A 21303-nucleotide genomic window follows, 5' to 3' on the forward strand; every position below is an offset into this window, starting at 1 on the left:
AGACGAGAAGAAGACATGCGAAAGATCTGCGTCATCGGCAACTCGGTGGCCGCCTCCCGCACCGAGGCGGAGGCGCCGCTCGCGGGCTGGGGCCAGTACCTGGAGGAGTTCCTGGGGCCCGACTGCGACGTGCGCAACTACGCGCGCGACGCCATGACGCTGCGGGACTACTACACGGGGCGGTTCGCCGCGCTGCTCACCCTCGTCGGTCCCGGCGACCTCGTGCTCATCGCCTTCGGCCATGTCGAGCAGCGCATCAACCAGCTCAACCGGTACCACGGCCCGCGGGAGTACAAGGAGTACCTGCGGCTGTACGTCGAGGCGCTCCGGTCCGAGGGCGCCGTGCCGGTCCTCGTGACCCCGGCGGCCCGCTGCGTCTTCGACGTTTCGGGCAATCCGGTGGACACCCATGACGGATACGCGCGGCTGACCCTGGAGGCCGCCGCGGAACTCGGCTGCCCGGCCGTCGACATGAACGCCTCCACCACCCGGCTCCTCGCCGAGCTGGGGCCCATGCGCGCCCGCGGCCTCTACCGGTGGCTGGACCCGGGCGAGCACCCGGGGCACCCGCAGGGCATCGTCGACGCCTCCCACTTCAACCACGCCGGGGCCCGGGAAGCGGCGCGGCTGGTGGCGAGCGGCCTGGCCGGAGTGCCGGGACTGCCGCCCGGGCTGGTGGACGTCCAGCGGCTGGTGCCGGGACAGGCGCCGCCGGTGCAGACCGAGTTCACCGTGCAGCAGCCGCAGCTCGCGCTGACCGCGCGGCCCGAGGTGGCCGTCGCCCCGACCGTGACGTCGCCGGCCTTCGCCGAACCGGTCGGCGCCGGACGCAAACTGACGGGAACGGCGCCGACGGGCGCCGATTACGTGATCTTCTTCGAGGAGGGGGAGTACCTCGGCGGGACCCGCGTCGCCGAGGACGGGACCTGGCAGTGGCGGCGCGCCGTGCAGTGGCCCGCGGGCCGGCACGAGGTGACCGCGGTCGCCCTCGCGGGCAACGCGGTGTCCACGGCCGCGGAGACGCAGTTCGAGGTCCTCGACCGGCTGGAGGCGCCCGAGGTGATCGGGCCGCGCAAGGGGGCGTGGAGCGGCCCCCGGCCCCGGTTCTCGGGCACGGCCGGGCGCGGCGTCCGGAAGGTCATGGTGCTGGAGCGGGGCCGGCTGATCGCCGAGGCCCCGGTGCAGGACGACGGGAGCTGGCGGGTCACCCACCCCCACGACTGGCGGCCGGGCACCTACACGGTGGAGTTCGTCGCGGTGTTCAGCGCCATCCACTCGCCCCCGGCACGGCTGGAGCTGAAGGTGCACGGGGTTCCCGAGGACAGCTGGCTGCACACGTCGATGTCCGCGCGCGTGCCCTGCGGTCCGGGCTGCGAGCACTACCCGGCGCTGCCCGCCTGGTGACGCGGCGGGGCCGCCCGCCCCGCCCTCCCCGGAACACGGAACGGGCCGTACGGAGTGGTCTCCGTACGGCCCGCCGTCGTGTCGGCGAAGGGGCGTTACGCCGGAACGCTCGCCACGCCCTGCGCGAGGAACTTCTTGCCGTTGACCCGCTCCGAGACGCCCTCACGGTCCAGGTACGGCGTGATGCCGCCCAGGTGGAAGGGCCAGCCCGCACCGGTGATCAGGCAGAGGTCGATGTCCTGGGCCTCGGCGACGACGCCCTCGTCCAGCATCAGACCGATCTCCTGCGCCACCGCGTCCAGGACCCGGTCGCGGACCTGCTCCTCGGTCAGGACGACGTCGCCCTGCTTCAGGAGCGCGGCGACCTCCGGGTCCAGCTCCGGCTTGCCGGAGTCGTAGACGTAGAAGCCGCGCTTGCCGGCCTTCACGACCGCGGCCAGGTTCTCCGAGACGGTGAACCGGTCCGGGAAGGCACGGTTCAGGGTCTCGGAGACGTGCAGACCGATCGCCGGGCCGACCAGCTCCAGCAGCACCAGCGGGGACATCGGCAGGCCGAGCGGCTCGATGGCCTTCTCGGCGACCTCGACCGGGGTGCCCTCGTCGATGACGTTCTGGATCTCGCCCATGAAGCGGGTGAGGATGCGGTTGACGACGAACGCCGGGGCGTCCTTCACCAGCACCGCGGTCTTCTTCAGCTTCCGCGCCACGCCGAACGCCGTGGCCAGCGAGGCGTCGTCGGTCCGCTCGCCGCGGACGATCTCCAGCAGCGGCAGGATCGCGACCGGGTTGAAGAAGTGGAAACCGACGACCCGCTCGGGGTGCTTCAGCTTCGAGGCCATCTCGGTGACCGAGAGGGAGGAGGTGTTGGTGGCGAGGATCGCGTGCGCCGGGGCGACCGCCTCGACCTCCGCGAACACCTGCTGCTTGACGCCGATCTCCTCGAAGACGGCCTCGATGATGAAGTCCGCGTCGGAGAAGCCCTCGGCCTTGTCCAGCACACCGGAGACCAGGGCCTTGAGACGGTTGGCCTTGTCCTGGTTGATCCGGCCCTTGCCGAGCAGCTTCTCGATCTCGGCGTGGACGTAGCCCACGCCCTTGTCGACCCGCTCCTGGTCGATGTCGGTCAGCACGACCGGCACCTCCAGGCGGCGCAGGAACAGCAGCGCCAGCTGCGAGGCCATCAGGCCGGCGCCCACGACGCCGACCTTGGTGACCGGACGGGCCAGGTTCTTGTCCGGGGCACCGGCCGGGCGCTTGGCGCGCTTCTGGACCAGGTTGAAGGAGTAGATGCCCGAGCGCAGCTCGCCGCCCATGATCAGGTCCGCGAGGGCCTGGTCCTCGGCGTCGAAGCCGGCACCCAGGTCGCCGTTCTTCGCCGCGGCGATGATCTCCAGCGCGCGGTACGCGGCCGGGGCCGCGCCGTGCACCTTGGAGTCGGCGATGGCCCGGCCGCGCGCGACGGCCTGGTCCCAGGCCTCCCCGCGGTCGACCTCGGGACGCTCCACCGCGACCGTGCCGTTCAGCACCTTCGCCGTCCAGAGCAGCGACTGCTCCAGGAAGTCGGCGCCTTCGAAGATCGCGTCGGCGATGCCGAGCTCGAAGACCTGCTTGCCCTTGAGCTGGCGGTTCTGGTTCAGCGAGTTCTCGATGATGACGGAGACCGCGCGGTCGGCACCGATCAGGTTGGGGAGCAGCGCGCAGCCGCCCCAGCCCGGGACCAGACCGAGGAAGACCTCGGGCAGCGAGAACGCGGGCACGGCCTTGGAGACGGTGCGGTACGAGCAGTGCAGACCGACCTCGACGCCGCCGCCCATCGCCGCGCCGTTGTAGTACGCGAACGTCGGGACCGCGAGGCCGGACAGGCGGCGGAAGACGTCGTGGCCGCCCTTGCCGATGGCCAGCGCGTCGTCGTGGTTCTTCAGCAGCTCGACGCCCTTGAGGTCGGCGCCGACCGCGAAGATGAACGGCTTGCCGGTGATGCCGACGCCGGTGACCGCACCCTCGGCGGCCTCCTTCTCGACCTGGTCGATCGCGGCGTTCAGGTTCGCCAGCGACTGCGGTCCGAAGGTGGTCGGCTTGGTGTGGTCCAGGCCGTTGTCCAGGGTGATGAGGGCGAAGCGGCCCGCACCGGCAGGGAGGTCGAGGTGGCGTACGTGCGCCTGGGTGACGACCTCGTCGGGGAACAGCTCGGCCGCGCCCTTCAGGAGTTCGGTGGTGGAGCTCACTTGTCGCCTCCGTCGAAGTTCGGGTTCTCCCAGATGACCGTGGCGCCCATGCCGAAGCCGACGCACATGGTGGTGAGGCCGTAGCGGACCTGCGGCTGCTCCTCGAACTGGCGGGCCAGCTGCGTCATCAGACGCACGCCGGAGGAGGCCAGCGGGTGGCCGTAGGCGATGGCACCGCCGTACTGGTTGACCCGGGCGTCGTCGTCGGCGATGCCGTAGTGGTCGAGGAAGGCCAGCACCTGGACGGCGAAGGCCTCGTTGATCTCGAACAGGCCGATGTCGCCGATCGTCAGCCCGGCCTTGGCCAGGGCCTTCTCGGTCGCCGGGATCGGACCGTAGCCCATGACCTCCGGCTCCACGCCCGCGAAGGCGTAGGAGACCAGGCGCATCTTGACCGGGAGGCCGTTCTCGCGGGCGAAGTCCTCGGAGGCGATGATCGAGGCCGTCGCGCCGTCGTTGAGACCGGCGGCGTTGCCGGCGGTGACCCGGCCGTGCGCGCGGAACGGGGTCTTCAGGCCCGCCAGCGACTCCATGGTCGTGCCCGGCCGCATCGGTTCGTCGGCGGTGACCAGGCCCCAGCCGGTCTCGCCGCCCTCCGGGTTGGTGCGGCGCACGGAGATCGGCACCAGGTCCTGCTGGATCTTGCCGTCGGCGTACGCCTTGGCGGCCTTCTCCTGCGAGCGGACCGCGTACTCGTCGGCGCGGACCTTGGTGATCTGCGGGTACCGGTCGTGCAGGTTCTCCGCGGTCATGCCCATGAACAGGGCGGACTCGTCGACCAGCTTCTCCGAGACGAAGCGCGGGTTCGGGTCCACGCCCTCGCCCATCGGGTGCCGGCCCATGTGCTCGACGCCACCGGCGATGACGGCGTCGTACGCGCCGAAGGCGATGGAACCGGCCGTCGAGGTGACGGCGGTCAGGGCGCCCGCGCACATGCGGTCGATGGAGTAACCGGGGACGGACTGCGGCAGACCGGCCAGGATTCCGGCGGTGCGGCCCAGCGTCAGCCCCTGGTCGCCGATCTGGGTCGTCGCGGCGATGGCGACCTCGTCGATCTTCGCGGGGTCCAGGGCCGGGTTGCGGCGCAGCAGCTCCCGGATGGCCTTCACGACGAGATCGTCGGCGCGGGTCTCGTGGTAGATGCCCTTCGGGCCCGCTTTGCCGAACGGGGTGCGGACGCCGTCGACGAAGACGACGTCCCGGATGGTACGAGGCACGGTGGCTCTCCTCCAGGGTGCGGGATGGCACTGCTGCGGGCGCGCCCGAGCGCGCCGCACCCTCATGCTACTTGCGGGTAACCAGACTGCCCACCCCTGGTGCCGGGAGCGGCGAAGGTCACACGCGGGAAGGGTGCCCGTCCGCCCCGTTCCGGCCAGTGACCGCGGGCCCCCGCACGGCCCGCGCGCGGGACGGGTCGCGGGTGCGGGAGAGCGGCGGATACGGCGACGAGCGCCGGACGGGGCGGAATCAGCCCGTCCGGCGCTCGTGGCACGGCGTGTGCGCCGCCGTGGAACCTGGCGCGAATACGACCCCGGTACGTGTCCGGCGGGGTGCCCGGTGACGTCCCGTCAGGCCGTCGCGGCCAGCGCGCGGACCAGTAGCGGGGCCACCTGCTCGATCTGCCAGTGCCGCGCCCCGTACCCGGCGAGCGCGGTCTCGACCGTGTCCGGCGTCGGGTGCTTGGGCGGCTCCCAGCAGACCCGGCGCACCGTGTCGGGGGTGATCAGGTTCTCCTGCGGCATGTTCAGCCGCGTGGCGAGCTCCGACACCGCGGCGCGCGCGGCCGAGAGCCGGGCCGCCGCGGCCGGGTCCTTGTCCGCCCAGGCGCGGGGCGGCGGCGGACCGGCGAGGGCCTGGCCGGGCTGGGGGAGTTCGGAGTCGGGCAGCGCCTTGGCGCGGTCGACGGCGGCCTGCCACTGCTCCAGCTGACGCCGTCCCATGCGGTGGCCGAACCCGGGCAGCGCGGTCAGCGCCTGGGTGTTCGGCGGGAGCGCGAGCGCCGCCTCGACGATCGCGGCGTCGCTCAGCACCTTGCCCGGCGAGACGTCGCGGCGCCGGGCGACCTGGTCGCGGGTGGTCCACAGCTCCCGGACCACGGCCATCTGCCGGCGGCGGCGGACCTTGTGCATGCCGGACGTGCGGCGCCAGGGGTCCTTGCGCGGCGGGGCGGGCGGTGCGGAGGCGATCGCGTCGAACTCCTCGCGGGCCCATTCCAGCTTGCCCTGCCGGTCGAGCTCCTCCTCCAGGGCGTTGCGCAGGTCGATCAGCAGCTCGACGTCGAGCGCCGCGTAGCGCAGCCAGGGGTCGGGCAGCGGGCGGGTGGACCAGTCGACGGCGGAGTGGCCCTTCTCCAGGGAGTACCCGAGCACGTTCTCGACCATGGCGCCGAGGCCGACGCGCGGGAAGCCGGCGAGCCGTCCGGCCAGCTCCGTGTCGAAGAGCCCGGTGGGGGTCATCCCTATTTCGCGCAGGCAGGGCAGGTCCTGGGTGGCGGCGTGCAGAATCCACTCGCTGCCGCTCAGGACGCTCCCGAGCCCCGACAGGTCGGGGCAGCCGACCGGGTCGATCAGCGCGCTGCCCGCGCCGTCCCGGCGCAGCTGCACGAGGTAGGCGCGCTGGCCGTAGCGGTAGCCGGAGGCGCGCTCGGCGTCCACCGCCACCGGTCCGGACCCTGCGGCGAAGGCGGAGATCACCCGGGCGAGGGCGTCGTCGGATGCCACCACCGGGGGGATGCCCTCGCGAGGTTCGAGCAAGGGGATCGGCGCCGGGGCGACGTCGTCCGGGGGGGCGCCCCCGGTGGTTCGCAGTGATGTGTCTGCTGCGGTCTCTTGGGCGTCGGTCACGTGTCAAGGGTATCTGTGTATGTGCGGCGCCCGTCGACGGAACGTTCCGTCGACGGGCACCGATGCATGCAAACCGGCCGGTCCCCGGGGACGGGGCCGCGCGGACCTGCCGGGGCGGGGGCGTCAGTGGATGATTCCCGTGCGCAGGGCGACGGCGACCATTCCGGCGCGGTCCCCGGTGCCGAGCTTGCGGGCGATGCGGGCGAGGTGGCTCTTCACTGTCAGGGCGGACAGGCCCATGGAGACGCCGATGGCCTTGTTGGACTGGCCCTCGGCGACCAGCCGGAGGACCTCGACCTCACGGCCGGACAGTTCGCGGTAGCCGCCCGGGTGGCTCGGGGTGCCGGGGGGGCGGCGGTGCATACGGGCGGCGTTGGCGCCGATGGGGGCGACGCCGGGACGGGCGGGATGGCCGATATTGGTTCGGGTGCCGGTGACGACGTAGCCCTTCACACCGCCCGCGAGGGCGTTGCGCACGGCGCCGATGTCGTCGGCGGCGGAGAGTGCGAGACCGTTCGGCCAGCCGGCCGCCCGGGTCTCGGACAACAGGGTCAGCCCGGAACCGTCGGGCAGGTGGACGTCGGCAACGCAGATGTCGCGCGGGTTGCCGACGCGGGGACGAGCCTCCGCGATGGACGACGCCTCGATGACGTCACGTACTCCGAGAGCCCACAGATGGCGGGTGACGGTGGAACGGACGCGCGGGTCGGCCACGACGACCATGGCCGTCGGCTTGTTCGGGCGGTAGGCGACCAGGCTTGCGGGCTGCTCTAGGAGAACGGACACCAGGCCTCCTGGGGGGAGTGGCGGGACGGGCCGGCTCGGGGATGAAGCCGGGGCGAACCGTGCTTGAAGGGTCATTGACCTCTTCGGCAGCGGGCCCGCGCTCCTTTAGGGGAAGATCGCGATTTAGTGGGTAACAATTCCTGGCAAACCGGACATTCGATTGATTGTACGAAAAGAACGCCGGTAACGGTGCGTCGAATGTGACGCACGGTTACCGGCGTGGGGATGGTTTTCGGCCAGAAATGGAGTCGGTGGCTCCGAGGTGCGGCACCCCGGCGGGCGCCGCGACGCCGCAGCGGGTCCGACGCCCCGGCCGGACCGCCGCCTCAGTGGGCCTGGGGGCCGCGGCGCTGAGGCAGCGTCACCACCGTCGCGTCCACGGGATCCGACGGCGGCAGACCGGCGACCTGGCACAGCAGGTCTCCCCACGCCATGAGGTGGGCCGAGGCGTCCGGGACCCCGCCGCGCCCCTCGCGCGGCGTCCAGGACGCCCGGATCTCGATCTGGGTCGCCGGCCGTCTCCCGCCCAGCGCCCCGAAGTAGTGCGACCCCGCCCGGGTCACCGTGCCGCCCGCCTCCCCGTACGACAGGCCGCGCGCCTCCAGCGCGCCGGTCAGCCAGGACCAGCACACCTCCGGCAGCAGCGGATCGGACGCCATCTCCGGCTCCAGTTCGGCCCGCACCAGCGTCACCAGGCGGAAGGTGCCCCGCCAGGCGTCCTGCCCGGCCGGGTCGTGGAGCAGCACGAGACGGCCGTCGGCGAGATCCTCCTCGCCGTCGACGACCGCGGCCTCCAGGGCGTACGCGTGCGGGGCGAGCCGCCTGGGCGGTCGTGTCGGCTCCACCTCCAGCTCGGGTCGGAGCCGCGCCGAGTGCAACGCGTCCACCGCCGAACGGAACGCGGGCGGGACGAAGCCGCCCTCCTCGCCGTCGCTGGTGTCGGCGCCATCGGTCTGATCGGAGAACTGTCCCTGAGCCGGAGCCATGCGGGGAAGAGTAGGCGGAACCGGGGCTTTGCGCAGGGAGGGACACCCGGGGCGGGCCCGGCGGCTTGCGGCTTCGTGCGAAGATTCCTGGTGTGAGTGCCAACGACCGCCCCATGGGCCAGCAGACGAAGACCTCCGCCACCCATGAGTCGGCGTTCCTGAAGGCGTGCCGCCGGGAGCCCGTGCCGCACACCCCGGTCTGGTTCATGCGCCAGGCCGGACGCTCGCTGCCCGAGTACCTGAAGGTCCGCGAGGGCATCCCGATGCTCGACTCCTGCATGATGCCGGAGCTGGTCGCGGAGATCACGATGCAGCCCGTCCGCCGTCACAAGGTCGACGCCGCGATCTACTTCAGCGACATCGTCGTACCGCTCAAGGCCATCGGGATCGACCTCGACATCAAGCCCGGCATCGGCCCGGTCATCGCCGATCCCATCCGCACCCGCGCCGACCTGGCCCGGCTGCGCGACCTCACGCCCGAGGACGTCTCCTACGTCACCGAGGCCATCGGCCTGCTCACCGCCGAGCTGGGCGCCACCCCGCTCATCGGCTTCGCCGGGGCGCCCTTCACCCTCGCCAGCTACCTCGTGGAGGGCGGCCCGTCCCGCAACCACGAGCACACCAAGGCCCTGATGCACGGCGACCCGGAGCTCTGGGCGGACCTGCTCGACCGGCTCGCCGAGATCACCGGCGCCTTCCTCAAGGTGCAGATCGAGGCCGGGGCCTCGGCCGTCCAGCTCTTCGACTCCTGGGTCGGCGCCCTCGCCCCCGCCGACTACCGGCGCTCGGTGCTCCCCGCGTCGGCGAAGGTCTTCGACGCCGTCGCGCCCTACGGCGTCCCGCGCATCCACTTCGGCGTCGGCACCGGCGAACTCCTCGGCCCGATGGGCGAGGCCGGCGCGGACGTCGTCGGCGTCGACTGGCGCGTCCCGCTGGACGAGGCAGCCCGCCGGGTCGGCCCCGGCAAGGCGCTCCAGGGCAACCTCGACCCCGCGGTGCTGTTCGCGCCGACGGCGACGGTCGAGGAGAAGGCCCAGGAGGTGCTGGACGCCGCCGCCGGCCTGGAGGGCCACGTCTTCAACCTGGGCCACGGCGTGATGCCGTCGATGGACCCGGACGCGCTGACCCGGCTCGTCGAGTACGTGCACACCAGCACCGAGCGCTGAGCACGGCGCGGGCGTCGTTCCCGCGCGCGGAGCCTGCCGGGGCCGGGTGGACGCCCGGCCCCGGCAGGCCCTCAGGCGGTACCCGCCCGCCGCACCGCCGCCACCGCCTTGCGGGCCGCCACCAGGACCGGGTCCCAGACCGGTGAGAACGGCGGCGCGTACCCGAGGTCCAGGGCGGTCATCTGTTCCACCGTCATTCCCGCCGTGAGCGCCACGGCCGCGACGTCCACCCGCTTCGCGGCCCCGTCCCGGCCCACGATCTGCACCCCCAGCAGCCGGCCCGTGCGGTACTCCGCCAGCATCTTCACCGTCATGGGCAGCGCCCCCGGGTAGTAGCCCGCCCGCCCCGTCGACTCGATCGTCGCCGTGACGAACCGCAGGCCCGCCGCGCGGGCGTCCTTCTCGCGCAGACCGGTGCGGGCGATCTCCAGGTCGCACACCTTGCTCACCGCCGTCCCCACCACCCCCGGGAACGTCCCGTAGCCGCCGCCGACGTTGGACCCGATGATCTGGCCGTGCTTGTTGGCATGGGTGCCCAGCGCGATGTGCCGGGTCCGGCCCGCCACCAGGTCGAGCACCTCCACGCAGTCGCCGCCCGCCCAGACGTCCTCGTGCCCGACGACCCGCATCGACAGATCGGTCAGCAGACCGCCGTGCGGCCCCAGCGGCAGGCCCGCGGCGCGCGCCAGCGCCGTCTCCGGCTCCACCCCGATGCCGAGCACCACCACGTCCGCCGGGTAGGAGGTGTCGCCCGCCGCGACCGCCCGGACCCGGCCGTCCGGCCCGGTGAGGATCGCGGTGACCTCGGCCCGGCCGACCGTCGTGATGCCCATGCCGTCCATCGCCTCGTGCACCAGCCGGCCCATGTCGGGGTCGAGCGTCGCCATCGGCTGCTCGCCGCGGTTGAGGACGGTCACCTCGAAGCCGCGCTTCAGCAGCGCCTCCGCCATCTCCACACCGATGTAGCCCGCCCCGACGACCACCGCCCGCCGCCCCGGCGCCCGGTCCAGCGAGTCCAGCAGCGCCTGCCCGTCGTCCAGCGTCTGCACCCCGTGCACCCCGGGAGCGTCCATGCCGGGCAGCGCCGGACGCACCGGACGGGCCCCCGTCGCGATCACCAGCTTGTCGAAGCCCGTCCAGTACGCCTCGCCGGTCCCCAGGTCCTGGGCCCGCACCCGCCGCCCGGCCACGTCGATCTCCGTGACCTCGGTACGCGTCCTGAGGTCGATGTCGCGGGCCCGGTGCTCCTCGGGCGTACGGGCCACGAGGTCGTCCCGCTCCGCAACGTCGCCGCCGACCCAGTACGGGATCCCGCACGCGGAGTAGGAGGTGAAGGGGCCCCGCTCGAAGGCGACGATCTCCAGTTCGTTGGGGCCCCGCAGCCGGCGGGCCTGGGACGCGGCGGACATGCCCGCCGCGTCACCGCCGATGATCACCAGTCGCTCCGCCGCCATGCCCGTCCCTCCGACGCCCGGGATCACGCCCGGACCCGACATGATCCGAACGGGAAATCCTAGTCCGAGGGGCCCACGCTACGACGTGGGGGAAGCGGCTGGGCGCCCGGACGGGTTTGAGAGAGTGGGGGCATGCAGCGTTCAAGCAACAGCGCGGACAAGGGCCCGGGACACGTCGTCGTCATCGGCGGCGGCATCGCCGGTCTCGCCGCCGCACACCGGCTCCTCGGCGCCGGTCTCCGGGTCACCCTGCTGGAGGCCACCGAGCGGCTCGGCGGCAAGCTCATGACCGGCGAGGTCGCCGGGGCCCGGGTCGACCTGGGCGCCGAGTCGATGCTCGCCCGCAGGCCGGAGGCCGTCGCCCTGGCCCGCGCCGTCGGACTCGGCGACCGCCTGCAGCCGCCCGCCACGACCACCGCGTCCGTCTGGACCCGCGACGCCCTGCGGCCCATGCCCAAGGGCCACGTGATGGGCGTGCCGGGCGACCCGGCGGCGCTCGCCGAGGTGCTCTCCCCGGAGGGCCTCGCCCGCATCGCGCAGGAGCGCGACCTCACCCCGACCACCGTCGGCGACGACGTCGCCGTCGGCGCGTACGTCGCCGACCGGCTGGGCCGGGAGGTCGTCGACCGGCTCGTGGAACCGCTGCTCGGCGGCGTGTACGCGGGCGACGCGTACCGGATCTCGATGCGCGCCGCCGTGCCCCAGCTCTTCGAGGCGGTGCGGGAGGGCGGCCCGCTCCTCGACGCCGTCCGCCGCGTCCAGGACCGCGCCGCGGCCCGGCAGCAGGCCGGTCCCGTCTTCCAGGGCATCGACGGCGGCATCGGCACCCTGCCCGGAGCGGTCGCCGACGCGGTGCGCGCGGCCGGCGGGGAGATCCTGACCGCCACCCCCGTCCTCGGCCTGACCCGCACCACCACCGGCTGGGACGTCCGCACCGACGCCCGGGTGATCCCCGCCGACGGCATCGTGCTGGCCGCGCCCGCCTGGTCCGCCTCCACCCTGCTCGCCGCCGAGTCCCCGGCGGCCTCCGCCGAGCTGGCCGGGGTCGAGTACGCGTCGATGGCCCTGGTCACCATGGCGTTCCGCCGCTCCGACACCGATGCCACGACCGCCCTCGCCGGACGCTCCGGCTTCCTCGTCCCCCCGGTCGACGGCCGCACCATCAAGGCGTCCACCTTCTCCACCCACAAGTGGGACTGGGTCGCCGGCTCCGCCCCCGACCTCTTCGTCCTGCGCACCTCCGTCGGCCGCTACGGCGAGGAGGACCACATCCACCGCGAGGACACCGAACTCGTCGACGTGTCGCTGCGCGACCTCGCCGAGGCCACGGGGCTGACCGCGAAGCCCGTGGACACCGAGGTCACCCGGTGGATCGGCGGGCTGCCCCAGTACCCCGTGGGCCACCTCCCGCGGGTCGAGCGGATCCGGGCCGAGGTCGCCAAGCTGCCCGCGCTGCGGGTCTGCGGCGCGGTCTACGACGGCGTCGGCATCCCCGCCTGCGTCGCGAGCGCCCACCGCGCGGCGGACGAGATCGTCCACGACCTCACGGGCCGCCCGGCGGAAGAGATCATCGCCACGCCGACCCTGGTTCAGGGCACTCGGAGCGAGGCGGGACAATAGCCGTATGAGTGCGCCTGAGACTGTGAAATCAAGCAAGGGCCCCAACGCGGGCAAGAAGGCTAAGGACCTCAACGAGGTAATCCGCTACACGCTGTGGTCCGTCTTCAAGCTGCGCGACGTCCTGCCCGCCGACCGGGCCGGTTACGCCGACGAGGTCCAGGAGCTGTTCGACCAGCTCGAAGCCAAGGACATCACCATCCGCGGCACCTACGACCTCTCCGGCCTGCGTGCCGACGCCGACGTCATGATCTGGTGGCACGCCGAGACCGCGGACGAGCTGCAGGAGGCGTACAACCTCTTCCGGCGCACCAAGCTCGGCCTGGCGCTCGAACCGGTCTGGTCGAACATGGCGCTGCACCGCCCCGCCGAGTTCAACAAGTCGCACATCCCGGCCTTCCTGGCCGACGAGACGCCGCGCAACTACATCAGCGTCTACCCCTTCGTGCGCTCCTACGACTGGTACCTGCTGCCCGACGAGGACCGTCGCCGCATGCTCGCGGACCACGGCAAGATGGCCCGCGGCTACCCCGACGTCCGCGCCAACACCGTCGCCTCGTTCTCGCTCGGCGACTACGAGTGGATCCTCGCCTTCGAGGCCGACGAGCTGCACCGCATCGTCGACCTGATGCGTCACCTGCGGGGCTCCGAGGCGCGACTGCACGTCCGTGAGGAGATCCCGTTCTTCACCGGGCGCAGGAAGTCCGTCGCAGACCTGGTGGCCGGGCTCGCGTAGCGAGCGGGTCCCGACCACCCCAGCCCGGAAGATCAGAGGGCGGGCAACGGCGCGTTCCGCGCCGCCCGTCGTTCCAGCGACACCGGGTTCGGCTCCCGGTGCGGCGCGCTTCCCGCGCGCCGCACCGGTGTTTTTCTGCCCCGTGCCGACGGCCTTCGGCACCTGCCGCGCTACCGGTCGTGCCCCGCCGGACCGCCGCCGTCGCTGCCGCCGCCGAGCGCCGACCGCAGCGCCGGGTCGTCCACGGCGCGCACACCCCGTACCGCGAGCGCCGACAGGACGTCGTGGACCGCCGCCCCGGGCGGCACCTGGTTCGCGGCCAGCAGTCGCTGACCGGCGGGCGAGGCCCAGGAACTGTACGGGTGGACCTCCAGCCGGGCGATCGCCAGGCAGCCCAGAGTCAGCGCGAGCGGCAGCCCGAACCAGGCGAGCAGCGACACCACCGGACCGCCGGGGCCGTGGTCCTGGCCGGGGACCAGCAGCACGACGGCCGCCATCGCGACCACCAGCAGCGCCGCGCCGCGCACCCCGCGCACCGCGGCGGCCACGTCGCTCCCGGCGCCCACCGGGCGCGCCAGCCCGGCGGCGACGAGCCGGTCGGCCAGGGCGCGCACACTGTCGGCGGCCGCCGCCGCGGCCCGCACCGGCGGTATCGGCGACTGGCCCCGCGGCCCTATGGCCCGGATCACCGTGCGCTCCATCTCGTCCCGGCCCTCCGGGTCGACCACCGTCGCCCAGCCGGTGTGGGCGAGCAGCAGCCGTCGGCGCAGATGCATGGTGACCAGCGTCAGATCTATCACCCGGTGCGGGCCGCCGGCCAGGAACGCGGTCTCGTACAGGGTCAGTTCATGACCGGCGCCGAGGTCCCGCGCGTCGTCGTCGGACGCGTCCGGCAGCAGTCCCGTGCGGGCCGCGACAAGACAGAGCCGGATGCACGAGAAGGCTGCCGCCCCCCAGGCGACCAGCAGGAACAGTACCCAGAACATGGCAGATTCCTATGCGAGGCGGACGTGGATGACCATGGCCTGTTCACCATGCGGACGATTCGGCGGCGCCGGCGGGGCGCCGCCCGGGCTCAGGAACCGCCGCCGCAACTGGACCCGCCCCCGCAGCTGGAACCCCCGCCGGAGCAGCTGGAGCCGCTCGACCCGCCGCAACTGGAACCGCTGGAACCGCCGCAGCTCGACCCGGACCCCGATCCGGAATCCGACCCGCAGCCCGACCCCGAACTGCACCCGCCTCCACCCCCGCCTCCGCCTCCGCCCGCGGAGCTTCCGCAGCTGCCGTGCCCCGGACCCGTACTGGCACACCACACCACCGGTACGAGCAACAGCGCGGAGGAGTCCGAGGACGACGGCGACGGCATGGGGCGCGTCGACCGCCCGGCCGGGCGCATCCGCGCCGCCGCGATCAGCAGGGCCCGGAACTCGGGGTCGGGCAGGTGCCGCAGTCCGCGCGTGGCGACCAGATGGGCCGGGTGCGGCGCGTACGGCTGGGCCGCGCCGTACGCCGCGGCGGCCCGCCGCCCCGCCCCGGTGACACGCCCCCCGGCGATGTTGGCGCAGACGAAGCCGAGGGGGAAGCCGACGAGCAGGATCGGGATCACCTTCAGACCGAAGGGCGCGGAGGCCTCCATGACCAGGTCGGCGGTCATGTACCGGGGGGTCGGCACCATGAGGGAGAACGGGATGGCCAGCAGGCAGGCCAGCCCCTGGGCGATGCCCCATCGGCGCCACTTCCGGCCCGCGGCGGGCGGGACCAGCAGGCCGCGGGCAGCGAGCCCGTCGCCGATCTCCTGCACGGCGGGGTGCCGCATCACCGCCTCGCGCAGGGTGTGCAGCGCGCCGTTGGGGGCCGCGGCGTGCTCCTGGAGCACCGCGCGTTCCACCGGGTCGTGGGCCTCGGCCCGGTGGACGGCGACGATCCCGGGGCCGCCGACGGCGATCCGGCCGTCCGTGTGCATCGCGGTGAGCGCGGTGTCCACCACCCGGCCGGGGCCGCCGTTCAGGAAGGCGACCTCGTGGAGGTCGTGGACGGGACCGCCGGGGCCGCTGCGGGCGCGCGAGAGCCCCGCTATCAGGGCGATCGAGGAGACCACGACCGAGAGGTTCACCAGAACCGCGACGACATCCATGCCGGTCACCTTCCGACCAGGGCCGCGCGGGCCGCTCGTATCAACCGGGTGGTGCGGCGCGGCGGTCGCGCGGCGGCCCGGTCCTGCCACCAGTGGGTCAGTTCGCGCCGGGCCGCGTCGTCGGCGGGCTGCCCCGCGATCAGCAGCGACTCGGCGAAGTCCAGCGCGTCGCGCCGGTAACCGGCGGACATGGGACGGCTCCCGGCGTACGCGAGGAAGGCGGGCCGGTAACCGGCGCCCAGGATCTCCGGCAGCTCGGGTGCCACCTTGGCGACGACCCCGGCCCGTTTGGCGGCCAGGGCGCGGCTCTGGACGCCGAGCCGGTGCGCGTCGAAGCCGGGCGGGGCGGGGTCCCCGGCGACGAGCGCGCGGAGCAACGAGGCCTGGGCGCCCGCGACCCGGTCCCGCACACCGTCCGCGACGGGGGCGGGGGCGGAGGGCGGCCGGTGCGCGGTGCCGGTGGCCGTTGCCGGGGCCGTCGCCCCGGGCGTCTTCCTGGAAGCCGCCCGGTCCAGCGTGGTGCGGATCGTGGCCAGTTCGGCCGCCAGCTCACCGGCCGGCGGGAAGTCGTCGTCGCGTTCCAGCAGGACGCCCGGCGGGTCGACCCGGGAGCGGAGTTCGGCGAGGACGTCGAGGACCGGCGGGGTGACCGGGTGGGCGTGGGTGTCGTGCCAGACGCCGTCCTTCTCGATCCCGCCCGCCACATGGACGTACGCGATCGCCTCCACCGGCAGCTCGTCGAGCGCGGCGACCGGGTCCTCGCCCCGGTTGACGTGGTTGGTGTGCAGATTGGCGACGTCGATCAGCAGCCGGACCCCGGTGCGCTCGACCAGCTCGGCGAGGAACTGCCCCTCGGTCAGCTCCTCGCCGGGCCAGGAGATCAGCGCCGCGATGTTCTCCAGGGCCAGCGGCACCGGCAGCGACTCCTGCGCGATGCGCACGTTCTCGCACAGCACGTCCAGGGCGTCCCGGGTGCGCGGCACGGGCAGCAGGTGACCGGCCTCCAGGGCGGCCGAAGCGGTGCGCGGACCCCCGGCCCGTACGAACGCGATGTGCTCGGTCACCAGCGGGGCGGCGAGCAGTTCGGCCCTGGCGGCGAGATCGGCGAGCCGGTCCGGGTCGGGGCGGTCGGCCCCGCCGAGCCCCAGCGAGACGCCGTGCGGGACGACGGTGACGCCGCGTTCCCGGAGCCGTACCAGCGAATCGGGCAGGTGGCCGGTGCAGATGTTCTCCGCGACCGCCTCCACCCAGTCGATCCCGGGCAGCGCCTCCACGGCGTCCGCGATCTCCGGCCGCCATCCGATGCCGATCCCCAGCTTCATGTCGTCCCCCTCCTCCGCTCCGTGCAGGGCTGATGGCCCGGACGGGCGGTGGTGAATCCGGAAAGGAGGACGTTCAGAGGATGATTTGAGGTTCCGGATCGGCGGGCCGGGATCGCCGACGGGGCAGCCGCTCCGGTCGCGCGGTGCGGGACCGCCGCGTACGCCCCGGACCGCCTACCGGTCTCCCGGGACCGGCCGGAGCGTGATCCAGTAGTGCCGTGCGGGGCCGTGCTCGGTGTCCCGCACGCCTTCGAGGACGCCGCCGTGGCGCTCGACGGTCCTCGCCGACGCGAGGTTGTCGGCCGCGCAGACGATCAGCAGCCGGTCCGGGCCCAGCGCCCGCGCCTCGTCGAGCATCCGCCCCAGCGCCCAGGTCGCCAGCCCGCGCCGCCGGGCGGACGGCCGGATGCCGTACCCGATGTGCCCGAACCGCGGCACGGAGCCGTCGGACCCGTGCCGCAGCGCGATCCCGCCGAGCACCCGGCCGTCCTCGACGATCCACCGGTACGTGCATCCCGCCCGGCCGGTCCCCGCCGGGTCCGATTCCCGGGTCAGCCGCGCCACCCAGGCCGCGAACCCGGCCGGTGAGCCGACCTCGTCGGACGGCTCCAGCCCGAACCCGTCCTCGTGGGGGCCGGGGCCCCACTCGTCGTGTGCCTCGGTCCAGGCGGAGTGCAGGAGGACGGTGGGTGCGATCAGTTCGGGCATGCGGCCGACGCTACCGGCCGCCCCGGCCCGGCCGGGCTCAGGTGTCGTAGCAACCGTCCCAGGGGGCGAAGAACCCCAGGCAGTCGGGGAGGAACTCCGCCCGTGCGGGGTCCGTCCCGTCGCCCTCCTCGACGACCAGGCCGAACAGGATGCCCTCGGACCGGACGGCGAAGGGGGCGATCGCGATGTCCTCGTGGCGCCGCTCCGGCAGGTCCTCCAGCCACTGGTCCAGCAGGAGCCGGGCGGCGGCGATCGCCTCCCGTTCGCCGCCCGCCGTGGTGCCGGTGACCCGGATCTGCGAATCCAGGTGCCGGCCGGCCGCGTCGAACCGGTGGAGCACGGCACACCAGCGCTTCTGCTCCTGCCAGTCGTCTCCGGTGCTCCAGTCCTCGGGGAAGGCCCCGGTGACGGAGGCGAAGAACTGGCCGCCCCGCCACCGCCCGATGGTGTCCGTGCGGTAGTCGGCCTCGTGCTTGATCGGAATGATCCCGGGAACGGTCATGCGCGGAACCATAGGCGCCGCCTGTGACAACGGGCGGTGCTCAGCCGCGCAGCGCCGGGTGGTCGGCGACCACCGTGCACGACCCGGGGGCGATCTCGGTGAACCCGGCGTCACGCACCACCGGCAGTCCGCCCGCCGTCAGTTCGCGCCAGCGGGCCGGGTCCGCGGCGGCCACGGAGAGGGGGAAGCCCGCCTCGCGCCACGCCTTGCGGTCCGTGTCCGAGAGCTCCCACCAGGCGAGCTGCGCGCCGTGCCCGGCCTGCGCCATCGCCTTGCCCGCCGACATGTCCAGCTCCGGGTTCAGCCACAGCACCGGCTCCCCGGGGACGGGCGCGGGCGGCGGTGCGGGGTCGTCCAGGTCCGTGCCCGACACCTGGAGTTTCGCCAGCTCCTTCGGCCAGCCGTCCAGGGGCACCGGCGGGAAGACCCGCACCTCGGCGTTCTCGCCGGTCACCGTGATGCCCGGCAGCCCGGACGCCCTGCGCCACTCCGCACCGCGCGCCCGCCGCACCACCTTGCGGATCCGGGCGTCCTGCCAGTCCCGCATCACCCGCGCCCATTCGCCCTCGCCGGTCGAGCGCTCGTCGCAGAGCATCACGAGCACCGCGCGGGCGGCGGTCCGCAGCGCGTCGGTACGGGCCGGGGGAGCCGTCTTCTCGATGTGCACGACCAGCGGCAGGACGTACTGCGGGGCCTCGTCGCGGTCCGTCCGCCGCGACCCGAACGGGCCGTCCGCCGCGGACGGCCGGGAAACGGCCGGGGACTCGGGGATGTCTTCACTGCTCACCCGCCCAGTCTGCCAGCCGCCGGGGCCGCGTTTCTTGGCAGAACGGGATACTCCGGGTGAGGATGCACCCCATGAAGAGCGATCTCTTTTCCAGCGAGCACCTGGCGCAGCAGGCGACGGTCCCCGGAATGACCCTGCAGAACGCCAAATCCATCAAGTACGCCGTCAACGGTGAGATGCACGCCCGCCAGGGAGCGATGATCGCCTTCCGCGGCGATCTGCAGTTCGAGCGCAAGGGCCAGGGCATCGGAGGCATGCTGAAGCGCGCCGTCACCGGTGAGGGGCTGCCGCTGATGGCGGTCCGCGGCCAGGGCGAGGCGTGGTTCGCGCACGAGGCCGCCAACTGCTTCATCGTGGAGCTGGAACACGGCGACGTCCTCACGATCAACGGCCGCAACGTGCTCTGCTTCGACCCCACGATCTCCTACGAGATAAAGACCGTGAAGGGCGCCGGGATGACCGGCGGCGGGCTCTTCAACAGCGTCTTCACCGGCTACGGCAAGCTCGGCCTGATGTGCGAGGGGCACCCCATCGTGATCCCCGTGACGCCGCAGCAGCCGGTGTTCGTCGACACGGACGCGGTGGTCGGCTGGAGCGCCAACCTGACCACCTCGCTGAACCGTTCGCAGAGCTTCGGCTCGATGATCCGCGGCGGTTCCGGCGAGGCCGTCCAACTGCGGCTGGACGGCGAGGGGTTCGTGATCGTGCGGCCCAGCGAGGCCAAGCCCGAGAAGGCGACGGCCAACTGAGGCTGAACGCCGTCGGCCGCCGCTACGGCCTCGGCGGCCCATGGGTGCTGCGCGGGATCGAACTCGACCTGCCCCCGCACGCCCTGATCCGGATCGAGGGGGCCAACGGCACCGGCAAGTCGACCCTGTTACGGCTGATCGCCGGGATCGACACCCCGACGGAGGGCCGGATCACCGGCCGTCGGCCCCGTACGGCATACGTTCCCGAGCGCTTCTCGGCGGCGCTGCCGTTCACCGCGGCCGGATACCTCGTCCACCTCGGCCGTGTCCACGGTCTGCGGTCGGCCGAGGCCGCGGACCGCGCACGGTCGTGGCTCGACCGCTTCGGGGCCGCCGGCCACGCCGGTACCCCGCTCCCGGAGCTCTCCAAGGGCACCGGTCAGAAGGTCGCCGTCGCCCAGGCGCTCCTGGCCGAGCCGGAGTTGCTGGTCCTGGACGAGGCGTGGACCGGACTGGACGCGGCGGCCCGCGACGAACTGGACCGGGCCGTGGCCGAGCGGGTCGCGGCGGGTGCCACCGTCGTCTACGTCGACCACGACCCGCTCAGGCTCGCCGGATCGGTCGATGTCGGCTACCGGGTGGAGGGGCGGGGCCTCTTCGCCGTACCCGTGGCGGGACCGGCGCGGACGGGGCCGCGGGTGCGGATCGAGGCTACGGGTCCGGCGGGGGCCGTACCGCCCGCCGGACTGCCGGGCGCACCGGAACAGCACTTCCTGGCCGACGGCGTACGGCTCACCGTCGCGGCGGCCCACTCCGACGCGCTGCTGCGAGCCCTGCTCACGGCCCGTCCGCCCTGGCACATCCGTGGGCTGGCCACCGTCCCCGACCCCGCCGGGCCCGACGGCACGGCCCCCGGCCCTGACCCGTCCGGCACCGCACCGGTTCGCACCGACAGCACACCGGCACCCGGCACCGTCCCGTGTCCCCGGGGCCGTTCGACCTCCGAGGCATCATGACCGCGCTCCTGCGCTACCAGACCGCCCTGCTGGTCCGTTCCCAGCACTGGCTCGCCCCCGTGCTGCTGTACGCGGCCTTCCTCGCCGTCGGTGTGCAGTGGGGGCAGCCCGTCCTCGACTCGCTCGGCTACGCCGCCGCCGGGCTCCTGCCCGTCACCGCCTGGCTCGTGCGGCTCTGCGTCAACCAGGAACCGCCCGCCGCCCGGACCGTCGTCGCCGCCGCGGCCGGACCGGTGCGGGCCCATCTGGCGGCGCTGCTCGCCGGGCTCGGCTGCGCCGGGCTGCTCGGTACGGTCGGCACCGTGATCGTGCTGGTGATCAGCAGGCCGGCCGGTGCCGACAACGGCGTACGGGTGCCGCTGCTGCCCGCCGGGATCGCCGGACTGCTCGCCGCCGCCTGCTGCGTGCTGCTGGGCGCGGGCGTCGGCGCGCTGTGCACCCGGCCGCTGCTGCACCGGCGCGGCTGGTCCGTCGCCGCCACCGTCTCGGCCGCGCTGCTGGTCCTGGTGGCCGAAGGATCGCCCGCGAACTCCGCGGTGGCGGGCCTGGTCACCGGCTCGCCGACGGGCACGGTGCACGTGCCGGTCCTGGCTTTCGTCCTCGCTCTCGGCCTCGCCGCCGCGGCGGCGGCGCTGACGTGCCGGCTCGCCCCGGTGCGTGGCTGAGTAGGCTCGTACGCATGGACGAGCGTGTGGAAGAAGGCGTCGGCGGGGTTCCGGACGGGGCGTACTGCGGTGCACCGCCCACGCCTCCCGTGTCCGACGGCACGGAGCCCGCCGGACCCCCGTACGCCGCGTGCGTGCTCTGCCGGAAGCCGACCGAGTACCCGGAGTCCGTCAAGGGCATCACGCTCTGCCCGGTCTGCGAGTGGCAGGAGGCCCAGCGCATGGCGTGCTCGGGCTGAGCCTCCGTCGGAAGGGGCGGGCCG

The 21303-nt window shown here is 73.6% G+C and carries 20 protein-coding genes; 8 read left to right on the top strand and 12 right to left on the bottom strand.

Annotated features, from left to right (window positions below):
- The first annotated feature begins 15 nt into the window (after positions 1-15).
- Entirely contained in the window at positions 16-1404 is a 1389-nt protein-coding gene (locus tag ABZZ04_RS17900; RefSeq protein ID WP_356933161.1) for a GDSL-type esterase/lipase family protein, read from the top strand.
- 95 nt (positions 1405-1499) lie between these two features.
- Here the strand turns inward: ABZZ04_RS17900 and ABZZ04_RS17905 are convergent, their stop codons facing one another.
- From ABZZ04_RS17905 to ABZZ04_RS17925, 5 genes are all read right to left on the bottom strand, one after another.
- Positions 1500-3629, bottom strand: a complete 2130-nt coding sequence (locus ABZZ04_RS17905) for a 3-hydroxyacyl-CoA dehydrogenase NAD-binding domain-containing protein (protein WP_356933162.1) — start codon at positions 3627-3629, stop codon at positions 1500-1502.
- On the bottom strand, positions 3626-4846 hold the full coding sequence (locus tag ABZZ04_RS17910) for an acetyl-CoA C-acyltransferase (protein WP_356933163.1): 1221 nt from the start codon (positions 4844-4846) through the stop codon (positions 3626-3628). Before ABZZ04_RS17910 ends, ABZZ04_RS17905 begins: the two co-directional genes overlap by 4 nt.
- Positions 4847-5197: 351 nt before the next feature.
- Entirely contained in the window at positions 5198-6472 is a 1275-nt protein-coding gene (locus ABZZ04_RS17915) for a ribonuclease D (protein WP_356933164.1), read from the bottom strand.
- 123 nt (positions 6473-6595) lie between these two features.
- A complete protein-coding gene (locus ABZZ04_RS17920) occupies positions 6596-7258 on the bottom strand; it encodes a response regulator transcription factor (protein ID WP_148840003.1) in 663 nt (220 codons plus the stop codon).
- A 326-nt stretch (positions 7259-7584) separates the two neighbouring features.
- Positions 7585-8244 carry a DUF3000 domain-containing protein gene (locus tag ABZZ04_RS17925; RefSeq protein WP_356933165.1) on the bottom strand — a complete coding sequence of 220 codons (660 nt, stop codon included), beginning with the start codon at positions 8242-8244 and terminating at the stop codon, positions 7585-7587.
- A gap of 113 nt (positions 8245-8357) precedes the next feature.
- Here ABZZ04_RS17925 and hemE point away from each other — a divergent pair, with 113 nt between their 5' ends.
- A complete protein-coding gene (gene hemE, locus ABZZ04_RS17930; protein WP_148840473.1) occupies positions 8358-9410 on the top strand; it encodes a uroporphyrinogen decarboxylase in 1053 nt (350 codons plus the stop codon).
- Positions 9411-9481: 71 nt separating this feature from the next.
- Here hemE and ABZZ04_RS17935 read toward each other — a convergent pair whose 3' ends face one another.
- Complete coding sequence (locus tag ABZZ04_RS17935) at positions 9482-10864, bottom strand: FAD-dependent oxidoreductase (protein ID WP_356933166.1); 1383 nt, start codon at positions 10862-10864, stop codon at positions 9482-9484.
- Between the two features lie 132 nt (positions 10865-10996).
- Here ABZZ04_RS17935 and hemG point away from each other — a divergent pair, with 132 nt between their 5' ends.
- Together hemG and hemQ are read left to right on the top strand one after the other, a co-directional pair.
- A complete protein-coding gene (gene hemG / locus ABZZ04_RS17940) occupies positions 10997-12484 on the top strand; it encodes a protoporphyrinogen oxidase (RefSeq protein WP_356933167.1) in 1488 nt (495 codons plus the stop codon).
- A 4-nt stretch (positions 12485-12488) separates the two neighbouring features.
- Positions 12489-13217 (top strand): hydrogen peroxide-dependent heme synthase, encoded by a 729-nt coding sequence (hemQ, locus tag ABZZ04_RS17945; RefSeq protein WP_356933168.1) that lies wholly within the window; start codon positions 12489-12491, stop codon positions 13215-13217.
- Positions 13218-13387: 170 nt separating this feature from the next.
- Here hemQ and ABZZ04_RS17950 read toward each other — a convergent pair whose 3' ends face one another.
- The 6 genes from ABZZ04_RS17950 to ABZZ04_RS17975 all read right to left on the bottom strand — a co-directional run bounded on the left by ABZZ04_RS17950 (position 13388) and on the right by ABZZ04_RS17975 (position 18670).
- The gene (locus ABZZ04_RS17950; protein WP_356933169.1) at positions 13388-14203 is read right to left on the bottom strand and encodes a TIGR04222 domain-containing membrane protein; all 816 of its coding nucleotides are present in this window, start codon (positions 14201-14203) and stop codon (positions 13388-13390) included.
- An 89-nt stretch (positions 14204-14292) separates the two neighbouring features.
- Positions 14293-15351: a TIGR04222 domain-containing membrane protein gene (locus tag ABZZ04_RS17955; RefSeq protein WP_356933170.1), complete on the bottom strand. Its 1059-nt coding sequence runs from the start codon at positions 15349-15351 to the stop codon at positions 14293-14295.
- A 5-nt stretch (positions 15352-15356) separates the two neighbouring features.
- Positions 15357-16673: a DUF692 domain-containing protein gene (locus ABZZ04_RS17960; RefSeq protein WP_356933171.1), complete on the bottom strand. Its 1317-nt coding sequence runs from the start codon at positions 16671-16673 to the stop codon at positions 15357-15359.
- A 174-nt stretch (positions 16674-16847) separates the two neighbouring features.
- Positions 16848-17381 carry a GNAT family N-acetyltransferase gene (locus ABZZ04_RS17965; RefSeq protein ID WP_356933172.1) on the bottom strand — a complete coding sequence of 178 codons (534 nt, stop codon included), beginning with the start codon at positions 17379-17381 and terminating at the stop codon, positions 16848-16850.
- Positions 17382-17418: 37 nt separating this feature from the next.
- Positions 17419-17883: a hypothetical protein gene (locus ABZZ04_RS17970; RefSeq protein WP_356933173.1), complete on the bottom strand. Its 465-nt coding sequence runs from the start codon at positions 17881-17883 to the stop codon at positions 17419-17421.
- A gap of 40 nt (positions 17884-17923) precedes the next feature.
- Positions 17924-18670 carry a peptidyl-tRNA hydrolase gene (locus ABZZ04_RS17975; protein ID WP_356933174.1) on the bottom strand — a complete coding sequence of 249 codons (747 nt, stop codon included), beginning with the start codon at positions 18668-18670 and terminating at the stop codon, positions 17924-17926.
- A gap of 71 nt (positions 18671-18741) precedes the next feature.
- Between ABZZ04_RS17975 and ABZZ04_RS17980 the strand changes: the two genes are divergently transcribed.
- The 4 genes from ABZZ04_RS17980 to ABZZ04_RS17995 are packed head-to-tail and all read left to right on the top strand — an operon-like array spanning position 18742 to position 21279.
- A complete protein-coding gene (locus tag ABZZ04_RS17980) occupies positions 18742-19419 on the top strand; it encodes an AIM24 family protein (RefSeq protein WP_356933175.1) in 678 nt (225 codons plus the stop codon).
- Between the two features lie 44 nt (positions 19420-19463).
- A complete protein-coding gene (locus ABZZ04_RS17985; protein WP_356933176.1) occupies positions 19464-20375 on the top strand; it encodes an ATP-binding cassette domain-containing protein in 912 nt (303 codons plus the stop codon).
- Positions 20372-21040, top strand: coding sequence for an ABC transporter (locus tag ABZZ04_RS17990; RefSeq protein ID WP_356933177.1), 669 nt, complete (start codon positions 20372-20374; stop codon positions 21038-21040). The genes ABZZ04_RS17985 and ABZZ04_RS17990 overlap by 4 nt, the downstream gene beginning before the upstream one ends.
- Before the next feature lie 14 nt (positions 21041-21054).
- Positions 21055-21279 (top strand): hypothetical protein, encoded by a 225-nt coding sequence (locus ABZZ04_RS17995; protein ID WP_356933178.1) that lies wholly within the window; start codon positions 21055-21057, stop codon positions 21277-21279.
- Positions 21280-21303: the final 24 nt, after the last annotated feature.

The organism is Streptomyces sp. NPDC006435, from assembly GCF_040612315.1.
GTDB lineage: Bacteria > Actinomycetota > Actinomycetes > Streptomycetales > Streptomycetaceae > Streptomyces.

Bases quoted from the DNA above. Each gene is read 5' to 3' on its own strand.
- ABZZ04_RS17990 (WP_356933177.1), top strand. From the start codon at position 20,372: ATGACCGCGCTCCTGCGCTACCAGACCGCCCTGCTGGTCCGTTCCCAG.
- hemE (WP_148840473.1), top strand. From the start codon at position 8,358: ATGGGCCAGCAGACGAAGACCTCCGCCACCCATGAGTCGGCGTTCCTG.
- ABZZ04_RS17970 (WP_356933173.1), bottom strand. From the start codon at position 17,883: ATGACCGTTCCCGGGATCATTCCGATCAAGCACGAGGCCGACTACCGC.
- ABZZ04_RS17995 (WP_356933178.1), top strand. From the start codon at position 21,055: ATGGACGAGCGTGTGGAAGAAGGCGTCGGCGGGGTTCCGGACGGGGCG.
- ABZZ04_RS17960 (WP_356933171.1), bottom strand. From the start codon at position 16,673: ATGAAGCTGGGGATCGGCATCGGATGGCGGCCGGAGATCGCGGACGCC.
- hemQ (WP_356933168.1), top strand. From the start codon at position 12,489: ATGAGTGCGCCTGAGACTGTGAAATCAAGCAAGGGCCCCAACGCGGGC.
- ABZZ04_RS17980 (WP_356933175.1), top strand. From the start codon at position 18,742: ATGAAGAGCGATCTCTTTTCCAGCGAGCACCTGGCGCAGCAGGCGACG.
- ABZZ04_RS17955 (WP_356933170.1), bottom strand. From the start codon at position 15,351: ATGGATGTCGTCGCGGTTCTGGTGAACCTCTCGGTCGTGGTCTCCTCG.
- ABZZ04_RS17900 (WP_356933161.1), top strand. From the start codon at position 16: ATGCGAAAGATCTGCGTCATCGGCAACTCGGTGGCCGCCTCCCGCACC.
- ABZZ04_RS17925 (WP_356933165.1), bottom strand. From the start codon at position 8,244: ATGGCTCCGGCTCAGGGACAGTTCTCCGATCAGACCGATGGCGCCGAC.
- ABZZ04_RS17965 (WP_356933172.1), bottom strand. From the start codon at position 17,381: ATGCCCGAACTGATCGCACCCACCGTCCTCCTGCACTCCGCCTGGACC.
- ABZZ04_RS17950 (WP_356933169.1), bottom strand. From the start codon at position 14,203: ATGTTCTGGGTACTGTTCCTGCTGGTCGCCTGGGGGGCGGCAGCCTTC.
- hemG (WP_356933167.1), top strand. From the start codon at position 10,997: ATGCAGCGTTCAAGCAACAGCGCGGACAAGGGCCCGGGACACGTCGTC.
- ABZZ04_RS17935 (WP_356933166.1), bottom strand. From the start codon at position 10,864: ATGGCGGCGGAGCGACTGGTGATCATCGGCGGTGACGCGGCGGGCATG.